Source organism: Achromobacter kerstersii (genome assembly GCF_902859595.1).
Classification (GTDB): domain Bacteria; phylum Pseudomonadota; class Gammaproteobacteria; order Burkholderiales; family Burkholderiaceae_B; genus Achromobacter; species Achromobacter kerstersii.
Genome location: NZ_CADIJQ010000001.1, coordinates 1,401,633 through 1,424,841, shown reverse-complemented (window position 1 = coordinate 1,424,841; position 23,209 = coordinate 1,401,633). Strand labels below are relative to the sequence as shown.

Here is a 23,209-nt window from a genome sequence, read left to right as displayed (position 1 = left end):
CCGCCGCCTTCCACTTCTGCCATCCACCATTCGACCTTGGCGTCCGACGTGCGCCGCACGCAATTGCGGCGCATGAAAATTGCCGCGCTGGCGTTGCTGGTGGCCATGGTTTGCGGCTTTATCACCAGCCACGTCATGGGCGGACAGGGCGCATGGGCGTGGGTGCGGGCGTTTTGCGAAGCGGCAACGGTGGGCGCGCTGGCTGACTGGTTCGCCGTGGTGGCGCTGTTTCGCCGGCCCATGGGCCTGCCCATTCCGCACACGGCCATCATCCCCAGCAACAAAGACCGCATCGGCGACAACCTGGCCGTGTTCGTTCGCGATCACTTTCTGGACCCGGACACGCTGATGGAAAAGCTGCGCGTCTTCGACCCGGCCGCACGCCTGTCGCGCTGGCTGGTGCGCCCCAAGCAGGCGCATGCGCTAAGCGATGGCGCGCGCCGCGTGGCCTTGCAGACGCTGGACATGCTGGATGAGCAAGCGGTTCGCGGCGTCATCCAGGAATTCGTTGTGAAGAATCTGCGGCGCTGGGATGCGGCCGGCACCGTGGGCGAAATTCTGGGGCTTTTGACGCGCGACGGGCGGCATCAGGAATTGCTGGATGCGGCCATGGAACGCCTGGGCGGATATCTGGGCGAAGACGACGTGAAAGAACGCGCGTCGACGCTGCTGGTGAAGTTTGCGCGCAAGGAATGGCCGCGCATCATCGCGGCGGTGGACGTGATCAAGTCGGTGGACGGCATCGCCGACAACCTGGCGGACCGCCTTGCGCTGGCGCTGGTGCAGGAAGTGCGCGACGTGCTGTCCGAACCCGATCACCCGGTGCGGCGCGACTACGAGGCCTGGGTGCTGAACTACATCGAACGCCTGAAAAGCGATCCGGCCTTGTCGGCGCAAGTAGAAGACTTGAAGCAACGCGCCATCGACCATCCCAAGGTGCAGGAATACGTGCAAGGCCTGTGGGACGACATTCATGCTGCATTGCGGCGCGATCTGTCCGACGAAGATTCCGCGCTGGCCCGCCATCTGGAAAGCGCCTTGCTGGCGCTGGGCCGCAAGCTGGGCGAAGACCCGAGCCTGCGCGACGCCATCAACAACCATGTGCTGGGCAGTGCGCGCCGGCTGACCGGCCGGCTGCGCATTGGCGTGACCGAACATATTTCGCGCACGGTGAAAAACTGGGATGAACGCCATCTGGTCGACGAACTGGAACTGAGCGTGGGCCGCGACCTGCAATACATCCGCTTCAATGGCACGCTGGTGGGCGGGCTGATCGGCGTGGCGCTGCACGCGCTGGTGCTGCTGGTGAATCGTTAACAAGCCTGCCCGCTTGTATCAGGAATGAAGATTGCTGGCTGTTTCTGCCGCCCCGGTGCTATTGTTTTCTGCGCCATGGGCCAGGGCGGCGCGGTTCGCCCGGCCGGGCATCCGCACCTTGTGTGCATGATTCCAGGAGGCACTTCATGAAGAAAATCTCGATGCTAGTTGCGACGCTGGCACTCGCAGGCGCGTCCAGCGCTGCGCTTGCCGAAAACGTCACCATGACGTTCGTGACGGCCGACGGCCTGGGCAAGAGCGCCGGCACGATTTCACTGAAGGACACCAAGGGCGGCTTGCAGATTACGCCGAACCTGAAGGGCCTGCCGCCGGGCGAGCACGGCTTTCACGTCCATGAAAAGGATTCGTGCATGCCGGGCATGGTGAATAACCAGATGGCCCCGGGCGGCGCTGCGGGCGGCCACCTGGACCCCAAGGGCACTAAGGCGCACAAGGGGCCGATGGCCACCGATGGGCACCAGGGCGACCTGCCGTTCATCGTGGTGGCGGCCGATGGCACCGCCAAGAAAGCGGTCGTTGCGCCGCATTTGAAGCTGGCCGACGTGAAGAAGCACGCGGTGATGGTGCACGTGGGCGGCGACAACTACAGCGACACGCCCGCGCCGTTGGGCGGCGGAGGCGGCCGTCTGGTGTGCGGCGTGGTGAAGTAAGCCGGTTTACGTCAGACCTGCCGGCGTCGTCAGGCCGTGCCGTTGCGGCCGTACAGCCGGTAGCCCTCGCGGGCGGCAAGCCGGTCGTAGTAGGCCATGACGGCGGGCAGGGCGGGCTTAGAGAATTCCCCGAAAGGCGTGCAGAACCAACGGTTGACGGACAAGCCGATGGGAATGTCCGCCAGCGTGAAATCCTGGCCCGCCACATACGCGCCGGTGCGCGCCAGTTGTTGCTCCAGGATGCCCATGGTGTGCGACCAGCTCTGGCACGATGCCTCGATGCTGGCCGCATCCCTATGCGCGGGCGATTGCCGCGCCAGCGCCATGAAGGCGTAACTCCAGGACCGGTTCAGATCGGTCGCCTGCCAGTCTATCCACTGGTCGATACGCGCGCGCAGTTTTGGTTCGGCGGGGTAAAGAGGCTGCCCGTCATATTGCGCGCACAGGTAGCGGATGATGCTGTTCGATTCCCATAGCACGAAATCGCCGTCTTGAATGACGGGCACCATGGCGTTGGGATTCAACGCCAGAAAGGCGGGGTCGCTCGTCGGCTGAAAGCCAGCGCCCCAGTCTTCCCGCGTGAACGGCAAGCGTAGTTCGGCGCAGGCCCACAACACTTTGCGCACATTGATGGATGAGGCCTTGCCTAGTATTTTCAGCATCTTGCAGCGGCAGGTAGAGAGGAAATTTGCGCCAGTCTAGCGGCGTGAAAGCCGAGCCGCCAGATACAGATCGCGGCCGCGCCGGGGGTAACAGCGCAGGGCGGGAGCAAGGCCTTGGCAGCTATAACCGCCTTCGCGCAAATTCCATCCGCGCATAGCCCCTCCGCTCAAACCCCATCCGCTCAAACCCCATCCGCTCAAACCCCATCCGCTCAAACCCATCCACTCAAACCCCATCCGCGCAACCCCCACCGCTCAAACTCCCACCGCTCAAACTCCCACCGCTCAAACTCCCACCGCATCCGGCTGGCTGCGCAATCGCAGCACGGGTGACGCGAACAACACCAGAAATTGCACCAGGAACCCGGCCGTGGACACCCATAGGCAGGCGTCCAGGCTGACGCGCGCCGCCAGCGTTGCGCCGATCAGCGCGCCCACGGGCCGCGCGCCGAACGTCGCGGTCAGGATCACTGCCGACACGCGGCCCAGCAGCGCATTCGGCGTCACCGCCTGGCGCAGCGTGGTGGTGGTGATGGTCCATAGAATCGGCCCGGCGCCAAACAGAAAGAACCCCACCGCGGCCCATGGGCCGGACGCATAGGCCAAGGTCGACAGCAAAATGGCGCTGGCCACAAGCGCCGACAGCGGCCCCAGCGCGATCATCGCGCCGAACGACAGCCGGCGCGCGAGCCAGGGCGCGGCCAGCGCGCCCGCCAGCATGCCGGCGCCATACACGCCCAGCGTGATGCCCACCCCCGCCGCCGACAACCCCAGCCGTTCAATCGCATACACCACGTACACGGCCTGGAGCACGAACCAGGCGGTGTTGAAGAACACTGCGGTGATCAGCACTGGCCGCAACAGCGGGTGCGCGACGACAAAGGCGGCCCCGGCGCGCAGCTCGGCCAACACATCGCGGCGGGCCGTGGACGTGGGCGCGTCCTGCGGCAAACCGGCAAGCAGCACCGCGGCTAATAGCGACAACGTGGTGGCCAGCACATACGCCGTCGGCGCACCCATCCAGCCCACCAGCGCGCCGCCTGCGGCCGGCCCCGCGGAAAACGCGCAGCTGCGCGCCAGTTCCAGCCAGCGGTTGGCGCTGGCGAGTTCGCGGGCAGGCACCAGGCGCGGCACCAGCGCCGGGGCGGCGACGTTATAGGCCACCGTGCCCACCGCACCTAGAAATCCCAGTGCCGCCAGCCACGCCAGGCTGAGTCCGCCCAGCCAAAGCAGCGCCAGCAACGCCAGCAAGCTGCACGCGCGCACGCACTCGGCCGCCGTCATCAGCGCGCGGCGCGACATGCGGTCGGCCAGCACGCCAGCAGGCAGGGACAGCAACAGAAAGGGCAAGGTCTGCGCCGTTTGCAGATAGCCCGTTTGCGCAGCGGTGGCGTCCAGCGCCAGCACGGCAACCAGGGGCGCGGCCGCCAGCGCCATTTGTTCGGAAAACTGAGCGGCCAGATTCGAGGCGGCCAAACGGCGGAAGGCAGAGGGCAGGGCAGACATGGGCAACGCCATCAGGCGCTCGAAAACAACAAGGGCACGATCATGATCGTGCCCTTGCTTACCCGCACTCCGGTCCTTGCCATGGGCAAGGGTGGAAGCGTTGAATCGGCCGGTCAGGGAATGGCGGGGTAGTCGCCGTAGCCGTCGGGCCAGGGCGTCAGCACTTCGTAGCCGGTTTCCGTTACGACGACCATGTGTTCCCATTGCGCCGACAGCGAGCGGTCTTTCGTGACCACCGTCCAGCCGTCCGGCAACTGCTTGGTGGCGGGCTTGCCGGCGTTGATCATCGGTTCAATCGTGAACATCATGCCGGGTTGCAAGACCAGGCCTTCGCCCGGGCGGCCGTAGTGCAGCACTTGCGGTTCGTCGTGATAGATCTGGCCAATGCCGTGGCCGCAGTATTCGCGCACGATGGAAAAGTGTTCGCGATGCGCCACCGTTTGAATGGCGTGGCCGATGTCGCCCAGCGTGGCGCCGGGTTTCACCGCCATGATGCCGGCGCGCGTGGCTTCGTACGTGGTGTTGACCAGGCGGCGCGCCAACTGGCTGGGCTGGCCCACGTAGTACATGCGGCTGGTGTCGCCGAACCAGCCGTCTTTGATGACGGCCACGTCGATGTTCAGGATGTCGCCGTTCTTCAGCACCTTGGAAGACGGAATGCCGTGGCAGATGACGTGGTTGACCGACGCGCAGATGGTCTTCGGAAAGCCGTGATAGCCGACGTTGGCCGGAATGGCCTTCAGCACGTTCACGATGTATTCGTTGCAGATGCGGTCGAGCTCATCGGTGGTGACACCGGGGCGCACGTGTTCGCCAATCATATGCAGCACTTCCGCCGCCATCGCGCCGGCCTTGCGGGCCATTTCGATATCGGCGGCGGATTTAATGGAAACCTTTCTTGCCATTTACGCGGCCTCCTGCTGGACGCCGTCCGGCAAGCGCCGGGACAAGGACGCAATGGTGAAGCCTTCCGCCTGTTCGATGCGGATCAGCAATTGGCAGATGTCCGCGTGGCGCAGTTCGGGATAGAGCTCGGACAGCATGCCGATGCGCATCCAGTGTTCAGCTTGGGAATTGATCGAGCGGCTGAGTGCGCCGCTGGCGACGCGCAGATTTTCGTGCATCTGCTCAGAGACTTTGACGAGGCCCATGAGGGAATGATCCGTATATGGTTTGTATATGAATCGTATGGTAATCCCAGAAAGGGCTGGCGCGCAAATCGAGGGGGGGGTGAAAGGCGGCGCTGCCGCCAGCAACGCGATCGGCGCGATCAGCGCGCCTTGGCCCGCGACGTCTTCTTGGCCGCGGCGGTTTTGGCCGAGCCTGTCTTGGCCGAGCCTGCCTTGGCCGAGCCCGCGCGCCCGGCATCCTTGGGCGCGGGCGCCGTCGCAGCTTGAATCTGCTCCATCCACATCAGCGCGTCCGTGTACGACAGGAACTGTTGCAGATACCCCGGCGATAGCTCGCGCATCAGCGACAGGGCGCGGTGCACCAACTGATTCGAATTCAGCGGGCCTGCGTTCTTGTGGACCTGTTCCTGCGATTGCCGCACCTGCCGGTCGGCGCTGACGCGGGACCAGACGGCGCGGAAGTACTCCAGCATCTGCACATCGGGGTAGGCTTCGCGCAGCCCCAGCGCGTCGCGCGTCCAGGCGGCGTCGCCGTCCGGGGCATCCGGGTACGCCAGGTAATCGATCAGGCCGGCCAGCGCGCTGGGGGCATCATCGGAAGGGGGCGCTTCCTGCTGCGGGGCAGGCGCGTTCAGCGAGGCTTCATAGGCGCTAAGCAAGCCCGCCAACTTCGCGTCCAGCATTTGCCGCGCGGGGCCATGCAATGCCGCCGTGCGCCGCGCCATGGCGCTCATGAACTGAAAGCGCACCGGGTCGGCATGGGCAGCCCCGCTGTCGCGCCAGGCGTCCAGCGTGGCCTGCGCGTCGTGAGCGTGGCCAGTGCCGGGGACGTCATGACCGTCGGGGACGTCCTGAGTGTCCTGAACGTCCTGACCGTCACGGACGTCCTGAGCGTCCTGAACGTCGCGGACGTCCTGCACGTCCTGAACGTCCTGAACATCGCCAAGGCTACGAAGGTCGGGCGAGACGCCCGCGCTGCCGTCACTGCTCACGCGGTTTTCCCGGCTCGTTGGACGGCTTGGGGATCGGGGTGATCTCCACGCGGCGGTTCTTGGCGCGGCCTTCCTCGTCGGCGTTGGACGCCACCGGCTGCTCCGAGCCGAACGCGGCGGCGAATACGGTGGACGACGGCACGCCTTCGTCGATCAGCGCACGCGTCACCGTCAAGGCGCGCTGCGCCGACAAATCCCAGTTGTCCGCAAAACGGCGGTTGCCTTCGCGCACCTGCTGGTCGTCGGTATACCCGCTGACCATCAGGATTTCGTCGTGTGACTTCAGATACGCGGACAGCGGTTCGATCAGCGTCTTCAGAATCTCCCGGCCTTCGGGCTGCAACTGATCGGAGTTCAGCGCAAACAGCACGCTGCCGCTGATGCCGATGCGGCCATTGATCAAGGTGACGCGGCCCGCCGCAAGCGGCCCGGCCAGCGCCTGCTCCAGCGTCTCGCGCCGTTGCGTTTCTTCCTGGCGCTGCTTGACCTCTTCTTCCAGCTGCGTCGACAACTGCAACTGCACGCCGATCACGCTGACCAGGATCAGCACAAAGGCGCCCAGCAGCACCGACATCAGGTCGCCGAAGACGGCCCAGGCGGGGGAGGAGGCCTCGACGCCGCCGTCGATGTCTTCGCTCATGCGGCTTCCGCTCCGGCGGTGGCGCGCTGGACGGCCAGCTGTTGCAGGTTCTCGATGATCTGCTTTTGCGACATCAGGCTCAGGTCAACCACTTCACGCGCTTGCGCCACGTAGTAGGACAGTTGCTCGTCGCCACGCGCGATGGACTTGTCCAGCGCCGCTTCGATGCGTTGCAGGTGCGCGACCAGCTTGTCGTTGGACTCGCCGAACAGCTGCACCGCCGTGCCGAAGGATTCGCCCAGGCTGGCCACTTCCACGGCGCTGCTGGTCACATGCGCCGCCACATCGGCAAGCTTGCCGGTTTCGGCTTCGACGCGGTCGGTGAACTGCGTGCCCACGCGTTCCAGCAGCTCGGCCGACGAGGCCACCAGCGCGTCCACGGCTGTGCGTTGTTCGGCAGCGGTGTGATTGACCGCGTTCAAGAGCGTGTCCAGCGTGTCGAGCAGGCGGTTGCGCTCTTCGAGCATGTCGTTGTCGCGCACCATGCTGTCCGACAGCTTCTGGCGCAGTTCACCGATGACGTCCGCCGCGGCCTTCGGGGCTTCGGATGCGGCTTGCACCAAGCGGCTGATCTCGGCAATGGTCTCGCTGGCATGCGCCTGCGTTTGCGACGTGATGTCGTGTGCGGTCTGGGCCAGCGTGTCGGCCACGGCGGCCAGCTTGCCAGTCCAGGCGCCCAGGCGCGCTTCGTCGTTTGCAGCCAGCTCGGCTTGCAGCGTCGCGTGCGACTGGTCCAGCGTTTGCAGCAACGACGCCGAATGTTGTTCGAAGGTAGCCGCTGCCGTTTCCAGCGCCTGCTGATGGCTCGCCGCCAATTGCTCGTTGACCTGCTCCTGGCGCGTCTGCGCGTCGGCCCAGGCCTGCGTGACGCTGCTTGCCGCTGTCTCCAGACGGGTCGATGCGGCCTCCAGCACGGTCGCCTGCGCTTCGGTTTGTGCGGTGATGTCGCGGGTGGTTTGGGCCAGGGCTTGCGTCAAGGCTTCCTGACGCGACGCGGCCTGCACGCCCGCCAGCTCCCATTCCTGGCCCAGCGCGTCGGCCAGCGCGGCCAGCTTCGCGGTCCAGGCGGACAGCCGTGCTTCATCCTTGGACGCCAGCGCCGCTTGCAGATCAGCGTGCGACTGGTCCAGCGTGCGCAGCAACGATGCCGAGTGTTGTTCGAACGTGGCGGCGGCGGTCTCCAGCGCTTGCTGGTGGGTCGCCGCGAGCTTTTCGCCGACCTGTTCCTGGCGCGCCTGTGCGTCGGTCCAGGCCTGCGTCACGCTGCTTGCCGCCGTTTCCAGGCGGGCCGACACGGTCTCCAGCAGACGGGCTTGCGCTTCCGTCTGGCCGGTGACGTCCAGTGCGGTCAAGGCCAGCGTGTCGCTGATTTCCTGTTGGCGGGCAACGGTGTGCTCGCCAGCGGCCTTCCATTCCTGGCCCAGCGTGGCGGCCATGGCGGTCAAGGTGCCGGTCCACGCCGCCAGACGCTCGTGGTCTTGCGCGGCAAGCGCCGTATGCAGATCGGCGTGCGATTGTTCCAGCGTGCGCAGCAAGGACGCCGAATGTTGTTCGAAGGTGGCGGCGGCCGTCGTCAAGGCTTGCTGATTGTCGGCAGCCAGCTTCTCGCTGACTTGCTCCTGGCGGGCCAATGCGGTGGTCCAGCGGTCCGACACGCCGTTCGCAGCGGACTCCAAACGGGCCGACACGCTTTCCAGCAGCAGCGCTTGCGCTTCGGTTTGCGCGGTGATGTCGCGCGCGGTGCGCGCCATCGACTCGCTGATCGCTTCCTGGCGGCTGGCGGCTTGCGCGCCAGCCTGTTCCCATTCCTGACGCAGCGTGGCGGCCATGCCGGCAAGCGAATCCGTCCAGGCGGACAGACGCTCGTGGTCCTTGGCGGCCAGCGCCGTTTGCAGGTCGGCATGCGACTGGTCCAGCGTGCGCAGCAGCGACGCCGAGTGCTGTTCGAACGTGGCGGCGGCGGTGGTCAGGGCCTGTTGATTGTCGCGGGCCAAGGTCTCGCTGACCTGTTCCTGGCGCGACAAGGCCGAATCCCAGCGGGCCGACACGTTGTTGGCCGCGGCTTCCATGCGCGCCGACACGCCTTCCAGCACGCTGGCTTGCGCAGCGGCCTGGGCGTTGATGTCGCGCACGGTTTGCGCCAGCGTGTCGCTGATGGCTTGCTGACGGGCGGCGGCTTGCGTGCCAGCCTGTTCCCATTCCTGGCGCAGCGTGGCGCCCATGGCGCCCAGCGTTTCCGTCCAGGCGGCCAGGCGTTGCTGATCGCGCGAGGCCAGGTCCGATTGCAGCAGCGCGTGCGAGTCGTTCAGCGTGCGCAACAGCGACGCCGAGTGTTGTTCAAAGCTGGCGGCAGCGGCCGTCAGGGCTTGCAGGTTGTCGCCCGCCAGCTTCTCACTGACGCGCTCCTGGCGCGACAGCGCCGAGGTCCAGGCCTCGGACATATTGCCCGACGACGTTTCCATTCGCGCCGACACGCCATCCAGCAGGGCGGACGAACGTTGCTCAAACGTTTCGGCAAAGCGGTCGAGGGAGGCGCGCAAGTCCTGCGCCAGCGTTTCGCTTGCGCGCTGCTGGCCGGCCAGCGCCTGGTTCCAGATGTCGGCCACATTGGCGGTAGACGATTGGAAGCCGGACGTCAGGCTGCTCAATTGCTGCTGCACGGCTTGCGTCACCGTGTCTTGCAAGCTGGCGGTTTCGCGCGACAGGCTGGCCATCGTGGCTTCAACAACGGGCTGCAAGGCCACGCCGGCCGAGCGCGCGCTTTCGGCCACGCCTTCCTTCATGGACTGTTCCATCACCGACGCCAGGCGGGCGTAGGCGGCCTCGGCCTTGTCCTGGAACGCATCCTGGCTGGCCATTTGGCGGTCATTGATGGCGCGGGTTTGCTGCTCCATGTTTTGCATCATGGCTTGCAGGCGGTCTACCAGCGTGGGCATGGCTTCGGCCTGACGCTGCATCACTTCGGCTTGCCGTTGCAGCAGCTTGAAGGATTCTTCGCGTTGATAGCTTTGCGAATACACGCGCAAGGTCGTGGCGATCTTGGTATCCAGCGACTGGGCCGCCTGCACGCGTTCGCGGCGGCACAGCGCAGCCAGCAGGCCCAGCATGGCGGAGGTGGCCACGCCGGCAATCGACGTGCCAAAGGCGAAACCCAAGCCCTTGACCGGCGCCGCGAGGGACGCGCGGATAGCGCCCAGGTCGGTCGCGCTTTCCAGCGCCATGCCGGTGCCGCGCAGCGTGACGACCATGCCCAGGAACGTGCCCAGCATGCCCAGCAACACCAGCAGGCCGACCAGATACGGCGTCAGCGCCGGGCCGGGCAGGCCGACGCGTTCGCCTTCCACGCGCAGGCGCGCGGCGTTGCGCAGGCTGGGATGCAGCTGATCCAGCCAGGAACCCAGGCTGGCCGGCGCTTCGGATAGCGAGGCCGTGGACCGCGTCAGGGTGGACGTGGCCTGCTGATACCGCAGCAGTTCCCACGCGCCCGCCAGATAACAGACGCCAATCAGCAGCGTCACGGCCAGCGCCAGCGGGTTCGTGCCCGCATAGCCCACGCCAATCCAGCCCACAACGGCCAGACCGGCCAGGAATACAACGAAATTGATCAGAGTCTTGGACATGGTGTCCTGGTTAGCTGGCGCGAAGGGCGGCAAGCAGCCCTTCGACCGGTTGTAAACGAACATCCAATTCGGCAAGCAGGACGCTGCGCATATCCTTGCGGAACACGTCCAGCCAGGCGCCGGGGGTAATCGGCTGGGGGGCGGGCTCGGCTTCAAGGTCGGGCGCTTCGGCCAGCCGCAGGCGTTCAAAATGCGTGTGAAGCAGCTTTGGAATGAGCCCAAACAAGGCGCGTTCCTTAGGTAGCAGCGCGCGGTCCATGATGGCGTCCACGACGGCCAGCCGTGTCATTTCGCCATTTCTGGCCGCAACCATGCCGCGCAAACGGCTGCGCAAATTGCCTACGCTGGTCTCCATCGTGTGCTGCAACGACTGATACCGCTGACGAAAATTCGAGTAATCGGCCTCGGCTTGCTCTACAGCCGCCGACTTCTTGGCCGGCGCTTGTCCGGGAACAAGCCGCTTGGCGGCCGTGGCCGCCGTATCGCTGGCGATGGCATCGGCCAGCGTGGTCCGGACACGCGCGCATTCGCGCTCTTCGGCACTGCTGAACTGACGCGCGCCAGGGGCGATCACCGGCGGGCGGGTATTCAAGGCCGCGGAAAGCGCGATCGCATCCGTCCAACCGAGCCACTGGCTCAAATGGTCGGACAGCGATTGCCTGGATTCCGGAACGTCGACATCCGTCAGGCGAGTCAGCAAGCGAATGAGCGTCGGGCCGCTTAAACCTGTGCGCTGTGGGGCTTGCAACATACCACCAGAGTCAAAAAGGGGGGAGTTTACACGCTGACGGGCAGGTTAAGGGCGGGGTGAGGGCTCCACGCGCGATAAGTGGGGACGCATCGTTTGGGGGTTGCCCAATTGGGGGCGGTTCAAGGGGGCCAGCTCAAGGGGCGCAGCTCGATGGCCTAGCTCAACGGCCTAGCCCAACGGCCCAGCTCAACGGCCCAGCTCAACGGCCCAGCTCAACGGCCCAGCTCAACGGACCAGCTCAACGGCCCAGCTCAACGGCCCAGCTCAACGGACCAGCTCAACGGACCAGCTCAACGGACCCGCTCACTTTGGGCAGATCACTCCCTGTCATCCCCGCTGGCCCATTGGCTCAGGTCGTCGACGGGGCGGGGCAGGTAGCCTTCCAGCGTCTGCGCGATCCAGGCGGGGTCAATATAGTTGTAGGTCGATTCGATCACCCAGGACAAAAAGTCCTGCGGGCCGCCATTCATGTATGGGGGTGGCGAAACCGGCTTGAACACGGTGGGCAGCTTGTCGTGGATGGACGCGTCGTTCAGCACAAAGCCCAATTCCTGCACGACTTGCCAGGCCAAAGGGTTCTGGAGGTCGATGGTGAACTTGACCCACCAATAGGCATCGCTTGTCACCTGCGAGGACAGCACGTTCACGCCCGGCATCCGCGACAGATAGTCCACCAGCTTGGGCAGCCCGGCTTTCAGCACGGCCGGGTTGATGGCTTCAACCGGCGGCGTGACCGATTCCAACTTCTTCAGAATGTGCGCGTGCAGCGTACGGTTGGCGTCGGCGGCCTCTCGTTCCAGCGGTTTCTGCAGGCTTTTGGGTAGCGTCAGTTCCATACGTTCCAGTTATGTGTGGTTAAGCGGGGGGCTTGGTTTGGTGGGGGTGCCTAGCCGGGGGCGCCGAGCCGGGGGCGCCGAGCTGGGGTCGCCTAGCCGGGAGCGCCGAGCCGGGAGCGCCGAGCTGGGGTCGCCGAGCCGACGGCCGCTCGGCCGGGCAGCTCCGCATTGTGCCAATTTGCGCGCCATCCGGCACGCCCCACCGACGCAGCGGCGGTGGTAGATTGTTCCGCACCCGAATGCCAAGGCGGATATTGAAGTGGGCGAGATCACCAACGAGCTTCTGATCGCAAGCGCGGCGCGCGCCTTGGCCGCGGGCGATCCGCTGGGCGCGCTGAACCTCGTGGCGTTGCGTGACGAGGCCCCCGCGCTGGCCCTGCGTGGTATCGCCATGGCGCAATTGGGCGACTTTTCCCGGGCGAAGGCGCTGTTGCGCAACGCGGCACGGGCCTTCGGGCCGGCGCATCCGGTCGCGCGCGCCCGCTGCGTCGTGGCCGAAGCCGAAGTGGCGCTGGCCTCGCGGGATCTGGCCTGGCCCGAAAAATCGCTGGCCGCGGCACGCGCCACATTGGCGTCACACGGCGACCCCCTCAACGCAGCGCACGCCGCGTATCTACAGGCGCGGCGGTTGTTGCTGCTGGGCCGCCTGGACGACGCCGATCTCGTTCTGGCCGGCGTGGACGCCAGCCCCATGCCCGCCGCCTCGCGCGCCATCCACGAACTCATCACGGGCGGCATCGCCATGCGCCGGGTGCAGGCAGGGGCGGCGGGCGCGGCGCTGGCTCGCGCACAACACGCCGCGCGGCAGGCCGGCATTCCCGCCTTGATGGCCGAGGTGGACCACGCGTTGCAGACGCTGCATGCCCCCGCCGCGCGGGAAGTCTTGCACGACGGCGCGCGCGATCTGCGGCTGGATGAGGTCGAGGCGCTGCTGGCATCCCCGGCGCTGATCATCGACGCCTGCCGCAACGTCGTGCGCCAAGACGGCCAGACGGTGCCGCTGGCCAGCCGCCCGGTCTTGTTCACGCTGGCGCGGCTGCTGGCCGAGGCCTGGCCACAAGACGTGACCCGCGAACTGCTGATCGCCCAAGCGTTTCGCACCGGCTTTCAGGACGACTCCCATCGCGTGCGGCTGCGCGTGGAAATCGGACGCCTGCGCACCGCGTTGCGGCCGCTGGCGGGCATCAACGCAACGCGGCACGGCTTTGTGCTGCGGCCGCATGCCGGGGCCAATGTCGTCGTGCTGGCGCGCCCGGTCGACGTGGCGGACCGAGATCACGCCGCCGTGTTGGCTTGCCTGGTCGACGGCCAGGCGTGGTCCAGTTCCGCGCTGGCGTTGGCGCTGGGCGCAAGCCAGCGCACCGTGCAGCGCGCGTTGGATGCGCTGGCGGCCTCGGGTCAGGCGCAGCCCTTGGGCCATGGCCCCGCCCGCCGCTGGACGACGCCCGCCGTGCCGGCATTCACGACAAGCTTGTTACTCCCCGCGTTGTTGCCGGCTCAGTAGCATGAAGTCTCCTCCTTCAAGGACACAGTCATGAAACGAACCCAAGCCCAAATCCTCCGTGAATACGGCCCTTTCCCCGGTGTCGACAGCGTGCATGGCGTCACCTACGACGGTCATCAGGTCTGGTTTGCCGTCGGCGAAAAACTGATCGCGCTGGACCCCGATAGCGGCGAGACACCGCGCGCGTTGAATGTGGCGGCCAACGCCGGGACGGCCTTTGACGGCAAACACCTCTATCAAATCGCCGAAGGCAAAATCCAGAAGCTGGACCCGGCCAACGGCAAGGTCCTGTCCACCATCCCCGCGCCCGGTGGCGGCGGCGATTCCGGCATGGCTTGGGCCGATGGCTCGTTGTGGGTCGGCCAGTATCAGCAGCGCAAGATCTATCAGGTGGACCCCGGCACCGGCAAGGTGCTGCGCACGATCGACTCCAACCGCTACGTCACCGGCGTTACCTGGGTCGACGGGCAACTGTGGCACGGCACCTGGGAAAACGACGCCAGCGAATTGCGGCGGCTGGAACCGGACACCGGCGCGGTGCTGGAAAGCGTTGACATGCCGGCGGGCGTGGGCGTGTCGGGCCTGGAGTCGGATGGCGCCGACCGCTTCTTCTGCGGCGGGGGTAATTCCGGCAAGGTCAGGGCGGTGCGGCGCCCCGGGTAGAATCGTTCGAAGGCCGCCACGGCTGTTGGGTGGCGGCGCTTAGCGCTATGTAGAGCTACGCAGCGTTATCCAGCACCTCTTGGCGCTATCCCAGCATCCCTTGGCGCTATCCAGCACCTCTTAGCGCCATCCAGCACCACTCTAGGAACCGCATGAAATTTGCTCCGCTAGGCATGTTGGCCTTGGCCGCAATCGGCATCACGGCCCAGGCCCAGCCCCTTGTCATCCCCACGCCGGAAGAAGCCCACGCCGCCGTGCTGACGCTGCTGGGTGATGATCTTCCCGGGATGAAGACGTCGCAACTGGCCATCGGCACCTGCCTGCCCGCACCCAAGCCGTCGCACAAGGGCCGGGTGTCTTGCACCACCATGCTGCTGATGCCAGCCGGCACGTCCGAGGCGCCCATGGACTTCTATCAGGACGGCGGCAAGTGGGTGGCCTCGCCGCCGACCAATATGGAACTGCCGTTTCCCGACCCCAAGCTTGCCGACAAGCATTGGGTGGAAGGCAAGAGCAAGCCGTAGAGCAAGCCGTAGAGCAAGCGATAGAGCAATCCATAGAGCAAGCCGTAGGGGCAATTCAGGCCATCGCGGCCCGCAGCAGCACATCCTCATAAAAAGCGCCGATGGGTTGGTGCTGGTCGCGCACCTGAATCTCAAGCACCCAGATGCCATCGCCGGGCACGAAATCCGCATTGGCCAACTGATGCTTGCCATACAGCGCATGCGGAAAATCTGACACGCGATGGCCGGGTATCTCGTGCACCAGCTTGCAGCCCAGCTCGTGCGCGTAGGTGTCGGCCAGCTCATACAGCGCTTGGCCCGTCATGCCGTTTAACCACGCCAGGCGCGTGCGTTCGAAGACGTCGCGCGCGGCTTGGGCGCAGCGTTGCCGGTCGGCATTGCTGCCGGTGACGAAGGTGTCGCCGTAGTCGCCTTCATACCCGTCCCAGACGGGGCCGATGTCGATGACGAAGATGTCGTCTTCGCCCAGCGTGCGTTGGCGGTCGGTGGGTTGCACCGCAGGCGATTGTGAATCCGCGCCGAAGCGGATGTAGGTGGGGTGCCAGTTGTGTGACGCGCCCATCTGGCGCAGGTGCGCGTCGGCCCGTGCGATGGCGTCGGCGGTGGTGATGCCGGGCGTCATCAGCGCGGCGATCTCATGCACGGCGGTGATGGAACGCTGGCGGGCTTGCAGGATGCCGTCCATCGTGAAGCGTTCGCTGACGCGTTCCCAGGGATGAGCGGCAGGGGCGGGCGGTGACGCAAGCGTGGCGCTTGCCGGTACAAACGCTTCCGACTGAAAGCGGCCGTCGGGTAGCCCGGCATCACGCAAGCGCGCTTGCGCCGCGCGCACCATGGCACCGTTGCCGCAGGCGTAGACCAGCGTGCGCGCCCAGTCATGGCCGGCTTGCGCGGCGCGATCTTGCACGTAGTGCGCGTCGTCGTGCCGGGCATCGTCGTGCCGGGCAGTTCCGTCGCCCGACAGGACGGGGTGCCAGCGGAACGCCGGGCCTTTGCCTTGCAGCGCATTCAAGAGGCCGCTGGCGTAGCAATCGGCCCGTTGGCGCGCGCCCCAATACAGCGTCACGGTGGTGAAGTGATCGCTTTCCAGGGCGCGCATCAAGATGGGAAACACGCCGGCCAAGCCCGTGCCGGTGGCCAGCAGCACCAAGTGGCTGACCCCGTGCGGCAGCGTCGATGGCAACACGCAAGCGCCATACGGGCCTTCCAGCGTCAAGGCGTCGCCTGGCGTTAACGCGGGCAAGATGTTGTTGGTGAAGGCGCCTTGCGGTGTGCGGCGGATATGGAACTCCAGCCGACAGGCGCCTGCCGCGCCGGGCGTATTGGCAATCGAGAAGCTGCGGCGTCCGCCATCCTCCAGCAGCAGCTGCACGTGCTGGCCGGGCAGATAGTCGAACGCGTCATCGCCTTGGATTTCAATGATCAGCTGCGTGATGCCGGTGGTTAGCGGCCGCCGCGATACAACGCGCGCGTCGTAGCGCTGCGCGGGGCGGCCAGGCGCGGTCCAGTGCGCAAAGCGCAAGCTCAGATCGCTGACGGCGCGGCATTGGCACATCAGCAATTCGTTATCCGCCGGCACGTAGGAACGTTCGTTCGGCGCGGTGATGGGTTCGAAGTCACCCGCCCCTACCTGCGCCCGGCACGAGCCGCATTCGCCGCGTTGGCACGAGAAGGGCACGGGGACGCCCTGGGCCAAGGCCGCATCCAGAATGGACGTGCCGCCATCGGTCGTGAACGAGCCGGTTTCCAGCGTGATGGTGTAGGGCGATGACATCGATGTCTTCCTGATTGGCATAGGAATAAAGGAATCTGGTCACGCCAATTTATCGATAGAATGGCTTATCGAATAGAGCCATATTCATAAAAATGAGCAAGCCACTTATCAGGCGCCATGGCACAGGCACAGGCACCGCCACCGCCACCGCCACCGCCACCGGCACCACCACCATCACCGCCACAGGCATCGGCGCAGGCATCGGCGCAGGCAAAGGCATCGGCACAGGCATCGGCACAGGCAAAGGAAAAGGCACAGGTACGAGCACAGGCACAGGCAAAGGCACCGGCACCGGTACGAGCACACGCGCGCGTACCAAACAGGAATCCAGCCTGGACTTGCCTGCCGACCCGCCCCGCGCAGGCGAATCCAAACAGGCCTGGGTGTACCGGCAGATTCAGGAACGCATCTTGAAAGGCGTGCTGGCGGAGGGCGCCCGCCTGCCATCAACGCGTGAGCTGGCGGCGCGATGGCAGGTGTCGCGCTCCACGGTTGAAGCGGCCTATGACCAATTGCGCGGCGAAGGCTACACGGCGGGCACGGTGGGATCAGGCACCTACGTGTCGGCGGTGATTCCCGACAACTTCTTCCGCAGGGGCTTGCCGGGCGACGGCATCAGCGCCAACACGGGCAGCAGCACCGGCACCACCACCAACACCGGCACCGGCACCAACACAAGCCCAAGCACCAGCACCACCACCCGCAGCACAGGCCGTGCCGTCACCGCCAAGTCCGCAACACCTCCCGGACCCACACCCTTATTCGCCGCCAGAACCGCTGACGCATCGCTTTTTCCCATGCCGGCGTGGCGCAAGGGCTTGATGATCAGCGCGCAGCACGTCACGCCCAGCCAGTTGGCCAACGAGGAATCGCAGGGCTGGCTGCCGTTACGCGTGCAGATTGCGCGCTACCTTGGCGCGGTGCGCGGCATTTCGTGTGAGCCGGATCAAATCGTCATCCTGACCGGCATCCGCGATGGCCTGGACCTGAGCGCCCGCATCTTGCTGACGCGCCAAGACAAAGTGCTGATCGAAGATCCGGGCTATCTGACCGCCGTGCCGCTGTTCAGCCAGTTCACGCCCAAGGTGATGCCCATCGCCATTGACGAGCACGGCTTCTCGGTCGCGCGCGCCAAACGCCAGCGCGGCGTGAAGCTGGTACACGTGACGCCCGCGCACCAGTCGCCCACCGGCATCACGATGCCCGTCTCGCGCCGCCTGGAATTGTTGGCGTGGGCCGAGGAGCAAAACTGCTGGATTGTCGAAGACGACTACGACAGCGAATTCAACTACGACAGCGCGCCGCTGCCCGCGTTGAAGAGCCTGGACACCGCCGACCGCGTCATTCACCTGGGCAGCTTCAACAAGACCATGTTCAACGCGCTGCGCATCGGCTATGCCGTGCTGCCCAAACGCTGGGTGCCCGCGTTCACGCGCGCGCGCCACACCACCGGGCGGTCCAACAGCATGATCGAACAGATGACGTTGGCCCGCTTTCTGGAAGACGGCAGCTTCGCCCGCCACATTCGCAAGGCGCGCGCGGTGTATGCGCAGCGGCGCGATCAGGTGATGCACGAATTGGCGCAAGCCATGGGCAATGCGCCGTTGCGCGTCAGTGGTGAACACGCGGGCTTTCATTTGCTGTGGTGGCTGCCTGCGGATGTGGACATGGCGGGGATGCAGGCGCGGGCGCGGGCCATGGGCATCGCCTTGCTGCCGCTATCGGACTTCTGCCGGCGCGTGGCCTTGCCGCCCGGGCTGGTGATCGGCTACAGCGGCTTGTCGGAGCCCGAGATCGCGCAACAGGGTGCGCAACTGCGCGCCCTGTTGGCGGGTGCCGTGTCCGCCGCATGAATCGGCCGTGTGCGGCCACGCCTGACGCGCGCTTAGAATATCGCCCCGGCCATCGGCCACCACAACGGAGTAAGCAGGCATGCATTCTTATCCCGCCTTGGCGCAAGCCCACGGCATCCCGTTGCCGGCGTTGTTGCGCCATTTGATTGAAGCGGGTCTGGCGGACTACGGCGCGGACGTCAAAGCCTGGGTGGCCGACTGGAGAGCGAACAAGCTCGCGGCGCAGCCTGCGTTGTCGTGCATCGACGACTTCGAATGGATCAAGGCGGACGAGGCCGCAGAAACCATTGATGAATGGTTGAATCCCGCCTATCAGCATGGCCGCCGCTTTCTGCCTTTCGCCCAAACGGGGGCGGGCGATGCGTATTGCCTGACGCCGCTGTCCAACGGCGGCGTGGGTGTGGCGCTGGTCTGGCACGACGCGGACACCAGCAAGATCGAAGCGGTGTCATTCGACGTGTTTGCTTATGAAGCCGTGGTACGCAGCGCGGGGGATGCCTCGCACCTGATCGACGACGGATTCAGCCGGGCGGAAGCCGCGCAGTGCGTGGCCGCGAACCTCCGTGCCGTGGCGCCGTCGCTGCCGCAAGACCTGCGCGCGGAACTCGATGGCATCGCCCAGTTGTTGACCGGGTCTGACGGACAGGCAGACGGCCCGGCGCTGGTTCCGGCCGCAGCTGTCGATGCCGCCTTGGCGCGCGTACCTGCCGTGCAAGACGCGCCATTCGTCGTGGTGGCGCGTTGGGAGTGCGGCGAAGGCTGATGCCTTGAAGCCAACGCACTAGTACTTCTGGCTAGGGTAATTCCTGACAAAAAGCTGATTGTCAGCTGTTTGTCAGGACGGTTTAATCACCACAAAGTTGCAAAGCAGTCGTAGCCCCGACACCGGGAAGCTCGCAGCAGGCGTTTCCCCGCGTCCTCGCAGGTGCAGTTACTACAAGCTGGTCCGTGTAGTCCACCCAAGGAGACAACAAGCCATGCAACACGTCACAAAGCCCCGCCGCAAGTTCATTTCCGGCGCCGCCGCCGCGGGCGCCGCCGCACTCGGGTTCCCCGCTGTCACCCGGGCGCAGAACGCGCCCATTTCCCTGCGCTTTCAAAGCACCTGGCCCGCCACCGACATCTTTCACGAGTTCGCCCGCGACTACGCGCAAAAGGTCAACGACATGGCCGGCGGCCAGTTGAAGATCGAAGTGCTGCCTGCGGGCGCCGTCGTGAAGGCGTTTGACCTGCTGGACGCGGTGTCGGCCGGCACCTTGGATGGCGGACACGGCGTGGTGGCGTATTGGTACGGCAAGAACACGGCCGTGGCGCTGTGGGGCTCGGGGCCGTCGTTCGGCATGGACGCCAACATGCTGCTGGCCTGGCACGAGTACGGCGGCGGCAAGGAATTGCTGGTGGAAATCCAGAAGGCCATGGGCGTGAACGTGGTGTCGCTGATGTACGGCCCCATGCCGACGCAGCCTTTCGGCTGGTTCAAGCGGCCGGTCACCAAGGTCGAAGATGTGAAGGGCGTGAAGTTCCGCACCGTGGGGCTGGCCATCGACATGTACACGGCCATGGGCGCGGCGGTAAACGCTTTGCCGGGCGGTGAAATCGTGCCGGCGCTGGACCGCGGTTTGCTGGACGGGGCGGAGTTCAACAACGCGTCTTCCGACCTGGCGCTGGGCTTTCAGGACGTGTCCAAGATCTGCATGCTGCAAAGCTTTCACCAAAGCGCCGAGCAGTTCGAAGTGCTGTTCAACAAGGGCAAATACGACGCGTTGCCCCCGCACCTGAAAGCGGTGCTGAGCTATGCCGCGCAGGCGTGCAGCGCGGATATGTCATGGAAGGCGGCCAACCGGTATTCGCAAGACTACGTGAAGCTGCAAAAGGATCACAACGTCAAGTTCTACAAGACGCCGGACGCGATTTTGCAGGCGCAGCTGAAGATCTGGGACGAGATGATCGCCAAACGCTCGGCCGAAAACCCGCTGTTCAAGAAAGTGCTGGACTCCCAGCGGGCCTTTGCTGAAAGGGTGGGGCGCTGGCACGGCGACGTCTCGGTGAATTACCGGATGGCCTACAACCATTATTTTTCGCGCGCCACGAAGCCGGCCTGATCCCTGACCAGGCCGCACGATGATCCGTCTTATCCGACTGATTGACCGCGTCTCCACCTTCGTCGGCAAAACCTTTGCCTGGCTGATCGTGGTGCTGACCCTGCACGTGTGCTGGGAGGTGGCGGCGCGGTATCTGCTGAACCAGCCCAGCGCGTGGGCGTTCGACTTGCAGATGATGTATTACGGCATCCTCTTCATGATGGCCGGCGCTTACACGCTGGCCAAGAACGGCCACGTGCGCGGCGACATCCTGTACGGCTTTCTGCCGCCGCGTGTGCAGGCGGGGTTGGACCTGGTGCTGTTCATCGTGTTCTTCTTTCCCGGCGTCATCGCGCTGGTGTGGGCGGGCTGGTATTACGCCGCCTATTCGATTGCCATCGGCGAGCATTCGTCGCTGATGGCCAACGGGCCGCCCATCTATCCCTTCAAGGCCTTCATCCCCATCGCAGGCGCGTTCCTGCTGCTTCAAGGCGTGGCTGAAGTGTTGCGTTGCGTGCTTTGCCTGCGGCGCGGCGCGTGGCCATCGCGCGAAGAAGACGTCGAGGAAGTGGACGTCGACAAGCTGAAGAAGATGGTGCATGTGAAAGACGAAGACATCGCCCAGCTTGACCGCTATGTGACGACCCCCGGGGAGCCCCGCCGATGAAGATCCACAAGGCGTTGTGGTTTGGCCTGTCATGCATCGGGATCGTGCTGGCGATGATCGCGTTCCTGACGCCGTGGGGCGAGCTGACCACGGGGCATATCGGGCTGCTGATGCTGGCGCTGATCGTCGTGGCCATCATGCTGGGCTTTCCGACGGCGTTCACGCTGATGGGCATGGGCGTGCTGTTCACGTTCCTGGCCTATTACATGCAAAGCGCGGACGCGGGGCGGTCGATTGGCCAGACGCTGGACCTGATGGTGCAGCGCACGTACGCCACGATGACGAACGATTCGCTGATCTCGATTCCGCTGTTCGTCTTCATGGGGTATCTGGTTGAGCGCGCCAATCTGATCGAAAAGCTGTTCCGGTCGATGCATCTGGCGCTGGCGCGGCTGCCCGGCGCGCTGGCGGTGGCCACGCTGGCCACGTGCGCCATCTTCGCCACGGCCACCGGCATCGTCGGCGCGGTGGTGACGCTGATGGGGCTGCTGGCCATGCCCGCCATGTTGAAGGCGGGTTATAGCGTGCGGCTGACGGCGGGCGCCATCACGGCGGGCGGCTGTCTGGGCATTCTGCTGCCGCCGTCGGTGATGCTGATTGTCTATGGCGCCACCACGGGCGTGTCGGTGGTGCAGCTGTACGCGGGCGCGCTGTTTCCGGGCATCATGCTGGCCGGGCTGTACATGATTTACGTGATCATCGTGGCCAAGCTGCGCCCCGACATGGCGCCGCCGTTGCCGGTCAGCGAACGCGGCGTGCCACTGTCGCCCGAAGCGAAGACGCTGGAGGCCACCGGTTACACACGCGCGCTGACCGGCATGGTGGCGGCGCTGTTCAAGGGCCGGCGCAATCGCGACGTGCCGTTCGGTTTTCTGGTGCGCAACATGGCGACGGTGCTGGCGCCGCTGGCGGTCACCGTGCTGCTCGTGGCCGTGGTGCATCACGGGCTGACGCGGCCCTTGGTGGAATATGAAATTCCGGCCGAGTTGCAGCTGGGGTCGGGCGGGTTTGATTCAGGCGGATTTGATTCGGGAGGGGCCGAGGGCGGATTGAGTGAACCGCCCGCCGATGGCCTGGCCGAACCGCCGGGCACGCCGCAGGCGTCGTCTTCGGCGCTACCGGCCGGCGCCACCCCCAACCCCGCAGCCGAACCTGCGACCGCCGCCGCCAACGACACCCGCCCCGCACCCACCGGCTTCTGGATCTTCGCCGCCATCTGCGCGGTCATGCTCGCCGTGTTCTACGCCGCGCTGACGTGGGCGCGGCTGGAAATCTTCAAGATGCTGATGGGGTCGTTCTTCCCCTTGGCGGTGATGATCGCCGCGGTCTTGGGCTCCATCGGGTTCGGCTTGGCGACCCCTAGCGAAGCCGCCGCCATGGGCGCGATGGGCGGCGCCTTGCTGGCGCTGGCGTACCGGCGGCTGAACTTGCCGGTGCTGCGCGAATCGGTCTTCCTCACGGCCAAGACCAGCGCGATGGTGTGCTGGCTGTTCGTGGGATCATCCATTTTTTCGGCGGCCTTCGCGCTGCTGGGCGGCCAGCGCATCATCGAAGAATGGGTGCTGTCGCTGGGGCTGACGCCAATCCAGTTCCTGCTTTTGGCGCAGGCCATCATCTTCCTCTTGGGCTGGCCGCTGGAGTGGACCGAGATCATCGTGATCTTCATGCCCATCTTCGTGCCGCTCTTGAACGCCTTCGGCATCGACCCGTTGTTCTTCGGCCTGCTGGTGGCGCTGAACCTGCAAACGGCATTCCTGTCGCCACCCGTGGCCATGTCGGCGTTTTATCTGAAGGGCGTGTCGCCGCCGCATGTGACCCTGAACCAGATCTTCCTGGGCATGATGCCGTTCATGGGGATTCAGGTTGTGGCGATATTCCTGTTGTACATGTTCCCGGGTATTGGGATGTGGCTGCCCACGGTGCTGTACCGATAGGCGGGTGATCCAAAAAGACCGGCCAATGCGAAACCTGGCCGGTCGGCGTATGCTTTCGTCAGCACCATCCTGGACACACTAACA

General features: G+C 65.5%; 20 protein-coding genes. 10 read left to right on the top strand and 10 right to left on the bottom strand.

Going from position 1 to position 23,209, the window contains the following annotated elements; translation table 11 throughout:
* Window positions 1–72 precede the first annotated feature (72 nt).
* Window positions 73–1,317 (top strand): DUF445 domain-containing protein, encoded by a 1,245-nt coding sequence (locus tag HV765_RS06280; RefSeq protein ID WP_175169534.1) that lies wholly within the window; start codon window positions 73–75, stop codon window positions 1,315–1,317.
* Between the two features lie 146 nt (window positions 1,318–1,463).
* The gene (gene sodC, locus HV765_RS06275) at window positions 1,464–1,988 is read left to right on the top strand and encodes a superoxide dismutase family protein (protein ID WP_175169127.1); all 525 of its coding nucleotides are present in this window, start codon (window positions 1,464–1,466) and stop codon (window positions 1,986–1,988) included.
* A 29-nt stretch (window positions 1,989–2,017) separates the two neighbouring features.
* Here sodC and HV765_RS06270 read toward each other — a convergent pair whose 3' ends face one another.
* From HV765_RS06270 to HV765_RS06230, 9 genes are all read right to left on the bottom strand, one after another.
* Window positions 2,018–2,650, bottom strand: a complete 633-nt coding sequence (locus HV765_RS06270; RefSeq protein WP_175169126.1) for a glutathione S-transferase family protein — start codon at window positions 2,648–2,650, stop codon at window positions 2,018–2,020.
* Window positions 2,651–2,935: 285 nt separating this feature from the next.
* The gene (locus HV765_RS06265) at window positions 2,936–4,156 is read right to left on the bottom strand and encodes an MFS transporter (RefSeq protein ID WP_175169125.1); all 1,221 of its coding nucleotides are present in this window, start codon (window positions 4,154–4,156) and stop codon (window positions 2,936–2,938) included.
* Window positions 4,157–4,269: 113 nt separating this feature from the next.
* Window positions 4,270–5,061, bottom strand: a complete 792-nt coding sequence (gene map / locus HV765_RS06260) for a type I methionyl aminopeptidase (RefSeq protein WP_054421470.1) — start codon at window positions 5,059–5,061, stop codon at window positions 4,270–4,272.
* Window positions 5,062–5,307, bottom strand: a complete 246-nt coding sequence (locus HV765_RS06255; RefSeq protein WP_054421473.1) for a ParD-like family protein — start codon at window positions 5,305–5,307, stop codon at window positions 5,062–5,064.
* 119 nt (window positions 5,308–5,426) lie between these two features.
* A complete protein-coding gene (locus HV765_RS06250; protein ID WP_338077787.1) occupies window positions 5,427–6,278 on the bottom strand; it encodes a DUF2894 domain-containing protein in 852 nt (283 codons plus the stop codon).
* Window positions 6,268–6,918, bottom strand: coding sequence for an OmpA family protein (locus HV765_RS06245; RefSeq protein ID WP_175169124.1), 651 nt, complete (start codon window positions 6,916–6,918; stop codon window positions 6,268–6,270). Before HV765_RS06245 ends, HV765_RS06250 begins: the two co-directional genes overlap by 11 nt.
* A complete protein-coding gene (locus HV765_RS06240; protein ID WP_254600469.1) occupies window positions 6,915–10,538 on the bottom strand; it encodes a DUF802 domain-containing protein in 3,624 nt (1,207 codons plus the stop codon). The genes HV765_RS06245 and HV765_RS06240 overlap by 4 nt, the downstream gene beginning before the upstream one ends.
* A gap of 10 nt (window positions 10,539–10,548) precedes the next feature.
* Window positions 10,549–11,289 carry a DUF3348 domain-containing protein gene (locus tag HV765_RS06235; RefSeq protein ID WP_054421476.1) on the bottom strand — a complete coding sequence of 247 codons (741 nt, stop codon included), beginning with the start codon at window positions 11,287–11,289 and terminating at the stop codon, window positions 10,549–10,551.
* Window positions 11,290–11,606: 317 nt separating this feature from the next.
* Window positions 11,607–12,125: a hypothetical protein gene (locus HV765_RS06230; protein ID WP_054421478.1), complete on the bottom strand. Its 519-nt coding sequence runs from the start codon at window positions 12,123–12,125 to the stop codon at window positions 11,607–11,609.
* A 259-nt stretch (window positions 12,126–12,384) separates the two neighbouring features.
* On the opposite strand from HV765_RS06230, the gene HV765_RS06225 reads away from it, so the two are divergent.
* The 3 genes from HV765_RS06225 to HV765_RS06215 all read left to right on the top strand — a co-directional run bounded on the left by HV765_RS06225 (window position 12,385) and on the right by HV765_RS06215 (window position 14,816).
* Entirely contained in the window at window positions 12,385–13,629 is a 1,245-nt protein-coding gene (locus tag HV765_RS06225; RefSeq protein WP_420840102.1) for a helix-turn-helix domain-containing protein, read from the top strand.
* Between the two features lie 30 nt (window positions 13,630–13,659).
* A complete protein-coding gene (locus HV765_RS06220; protein ID WP_175169122.1) occupies window positions 13,660–14,292 on the top strand; it encodes a Vgb family protein in 633 nt (210 codons plus the stop codon).
* A 152-nt stretch (window positions 14,293–14,444) separates the two neighbouring features.
* Complete coding sequence (locus HV765_RS06215; protein WP_156336395.1) at window positions 14,445–14,816, top strand: hypothetical protein; 372 nt, start codon at window positions 14,445–14,447, stop codon at window positions 14,814–14,816.
* Between the two features lie 55 nt (window positions 14,817–14,871).
* Here the strand turns inward: HV765_RS06215 and HV765_RS06210 are convergent, their stop codons facing one another.
* On the bottom strand, window positions 14,872–16,590 hold the full coding sequence (locus tag HV765_RS06210; protein WP_175169121.1) for an NAD(P)H dependent flavin oxidoreductase family protein: 1,719 nt from the start codon (window positions 16,588–16,590) through the stop codon (window positions 14,872–14,874).
* Window positions 16,591–16,682: 92 nt separating this feature from the next.
* Between HV765_RS06210 and pdxR the strand changes: the two genes are divergently transcribed.
* The 5 genes from pdxR (at window position 16,683) to HV765_RS06185 (ending at window position 23,125) form a co-directional block, all read left to right on the top strand.
* Complete coding sequence (pdxR, locus tag HV765_RS06205; RefSeq protein ID WP_254600468.1) at window positions 16,683–18,443, top strand: MocR-like pyridoxine biosynthesis transcription factor PdxR; 1,761 nt, start codon at window positions 16,683–16,685, stop codon at window positions 18,441–18,443.
* Window positions 18,444–18,522: 79 nt separating this feature from the next.
* Window positions 18,523–19,206, top strand: coding sequence for an SMI1/KNR4 family protein (locus HV765_RS06200; RefSeq protein ID WP_175169120.1), 684 nt, complete (start codon window positions 18,523–18,525; stop codon window positions 19,204–19,206).
* Between the two features lie 214 nt (window positions 19,207–19,420).
* Window positions 19,421–20,545: a TRAP transporter substrate-binding protein gene (locus HV765_RS06195; RefSeq protein WP_054421487.1), complete on the top strand. Its 1,125-nt coding sequence runs from the start codon at window positions 19,421–19,423 to the stop codon at window positions 20,543–20,545.
* Between the two features lie 19 nt (window positions 20,546–20,564).
* Window positions 20,565–21,191 carry a TRAP transporter small permease subunit gene (locus HV765_RS06190; protein ID WP_175169119.1) on the top strand — a complete coding sequence of 209 codons (627 nt, stop codon included), beginning with the start codon at window positions 20,565–20,567 and terminating at the stop codon, window positions 21,189–21,191.
* The gene (locus tag HV765_RS06185) at window positions 21,188–23,125 is read left to right on the top strand and encodes a TRAP transporter large permease (protein WP_175169118.1); all 1,938 of its coding nucleotides are present in this window, start codon (window positions 21,188–21,190) and stop codon (window positions 23,123–23,125) included. Before HV765_RS06190 ends, HV765_RS06185 begins: the two co-directional genes overlap by 4 nt.
* Window positions 23,126–23,209: the final 84 nt, after the last annotated feature.

What these genes read in the sequence shown, in the direction of transcription:
- HV765_RS06255 (WP_054421473.1), bottom strand. Translation starts at nt 5,307, where the DNA reads ATGGGCCTCGTCAAAGTCTCTGAGCAGATGCACGAAAATCTGCGCGTC.
- HV765_RS06245 (WP_175169124.1), bottom strand. Translation starts at nt 6,918, where the DNA reads ATGAGCGAAGACATCGACGGCGGCGTCGAGGCCTCCTCCCCCGCCTGG.
- HV765_RS06220 (WP_175169122.1), top strand. Translation starts at nt 13,660, where the DNA reads ATGAAACGAACCCAAGCCCAAATCCTCCGTGAATACGGCCCTTTCCCC.
- pdxR (WP_254600468.1), top strand. Translation starts at nt 16,683, where the DNA reads ATGAGCAAGCCACTTATCAGGCGCCATGGCACAGGCACAGGCACCGCC.
- HV765_RS06235 (WP_054421476.1), bottom strand. Translation starts at nt 11,289, where the DNA reads ATGTTGCAAGCCCCACAGCGCACAGGTTTAAGCGGCCCGACGCTCATT.
- HV765_RS06230 (WP_054421478.1), bottom strand. Translation starts at nt 12,125, where the DNA reads ATGGAACTGACGCTACCCAAAAGCCTGCAGAAACCGCTGGAACGAGAG.
- HV765_RS06195 (WP_054421487.1), top strand. Translation starts at nt 19,421, where the DNA reads ATGCAACACGTCACAAAGCCCCGCCGCAAGTTCATTTCCGGCGCCGCC.
- sodC (WP_175169127.1), top strand. Translation starts at nt 1,464, where the DNA reads ATGAAGAAAATCTCGATGCTAGTTGCGACGCTGGCACTCGCAGGCGCG.
- map (WP_054421470.1), bottom strand. Translation starts at nt 5,061, where the DNA reads ATGGCAAGAAAGGTTTCCATTAAATCCGCCGCCGATATCGAAATGGCC.
- HV765_RS06270 (WP_175169126.1), bottom strand. Translation starts at nt 2,650, where the DNA reads ATGCTGAAAATACTAGGCAAGGCCTCATCCATCAATGTGCGCAAAGTG.
- HV765_RS06240 (WP_254600469.1), bottom strand. Translation starts at nt 10,538, where the DNA reads ATGTCCAAGACTCTGATCAATTTCGTTGTATTCCTGGCCGGTCTGGCC.
- HV765_RS06210 (WP_175169121.1), bottom strand. Translation starts at nt 16,590, where the DNA reads ATGTCATCGCCCTACACCATCACGCTGGAAACCGGCTCGTTCACGACC.
- HV765_RS06215 (WP_156336395.1), top strand. Translation starts at nt 14,445, where the DNA reads ATGAAATTTGCTCCGCTAGGCATGTTGGCCTTGGCCGCAATCGGCATC.
- HV765_RS06265 (WP_175169125.1), bottom strand. Translation starts at nt 4,156, where the DNA reads ATGTCTGCCCTGCCCTCTGCCTTCCGCCGTTTGGCCGCCTCGAATCTG.
- HV765_RS06185 (WP_175169118.1), top strand. Translation starts at nt 21,188, where the DNA reads ATGAAGATCCACAAGGCGTTGTGGTTTGGCCTGTCATGCATCGGGATC.
- HV765_RS06200 (WP_175169120.1), top strand. Translation starts at nt 18,523, where the DNA reads ATGCATTCTTATCCCGCCTTGGCGCAAGCCCACGGCATCCCGTTGCCG.
- HV765_RS06190 (WP_175169119.1), top strand. Translation starts at nt 20,565, where the DNA reads ATGATCCGTCTTATCCGACTGATTGACCGCGTCTCCACCTTCGTCGGC.
- HV765_RS06280 (WP_175169534.1), top strand. Translation starts at nt 73, where the DNA reads ATGAAAATTGCCGCGCTGGCGTTGCTGGTGGCCATGGTTTGCGGCTTT.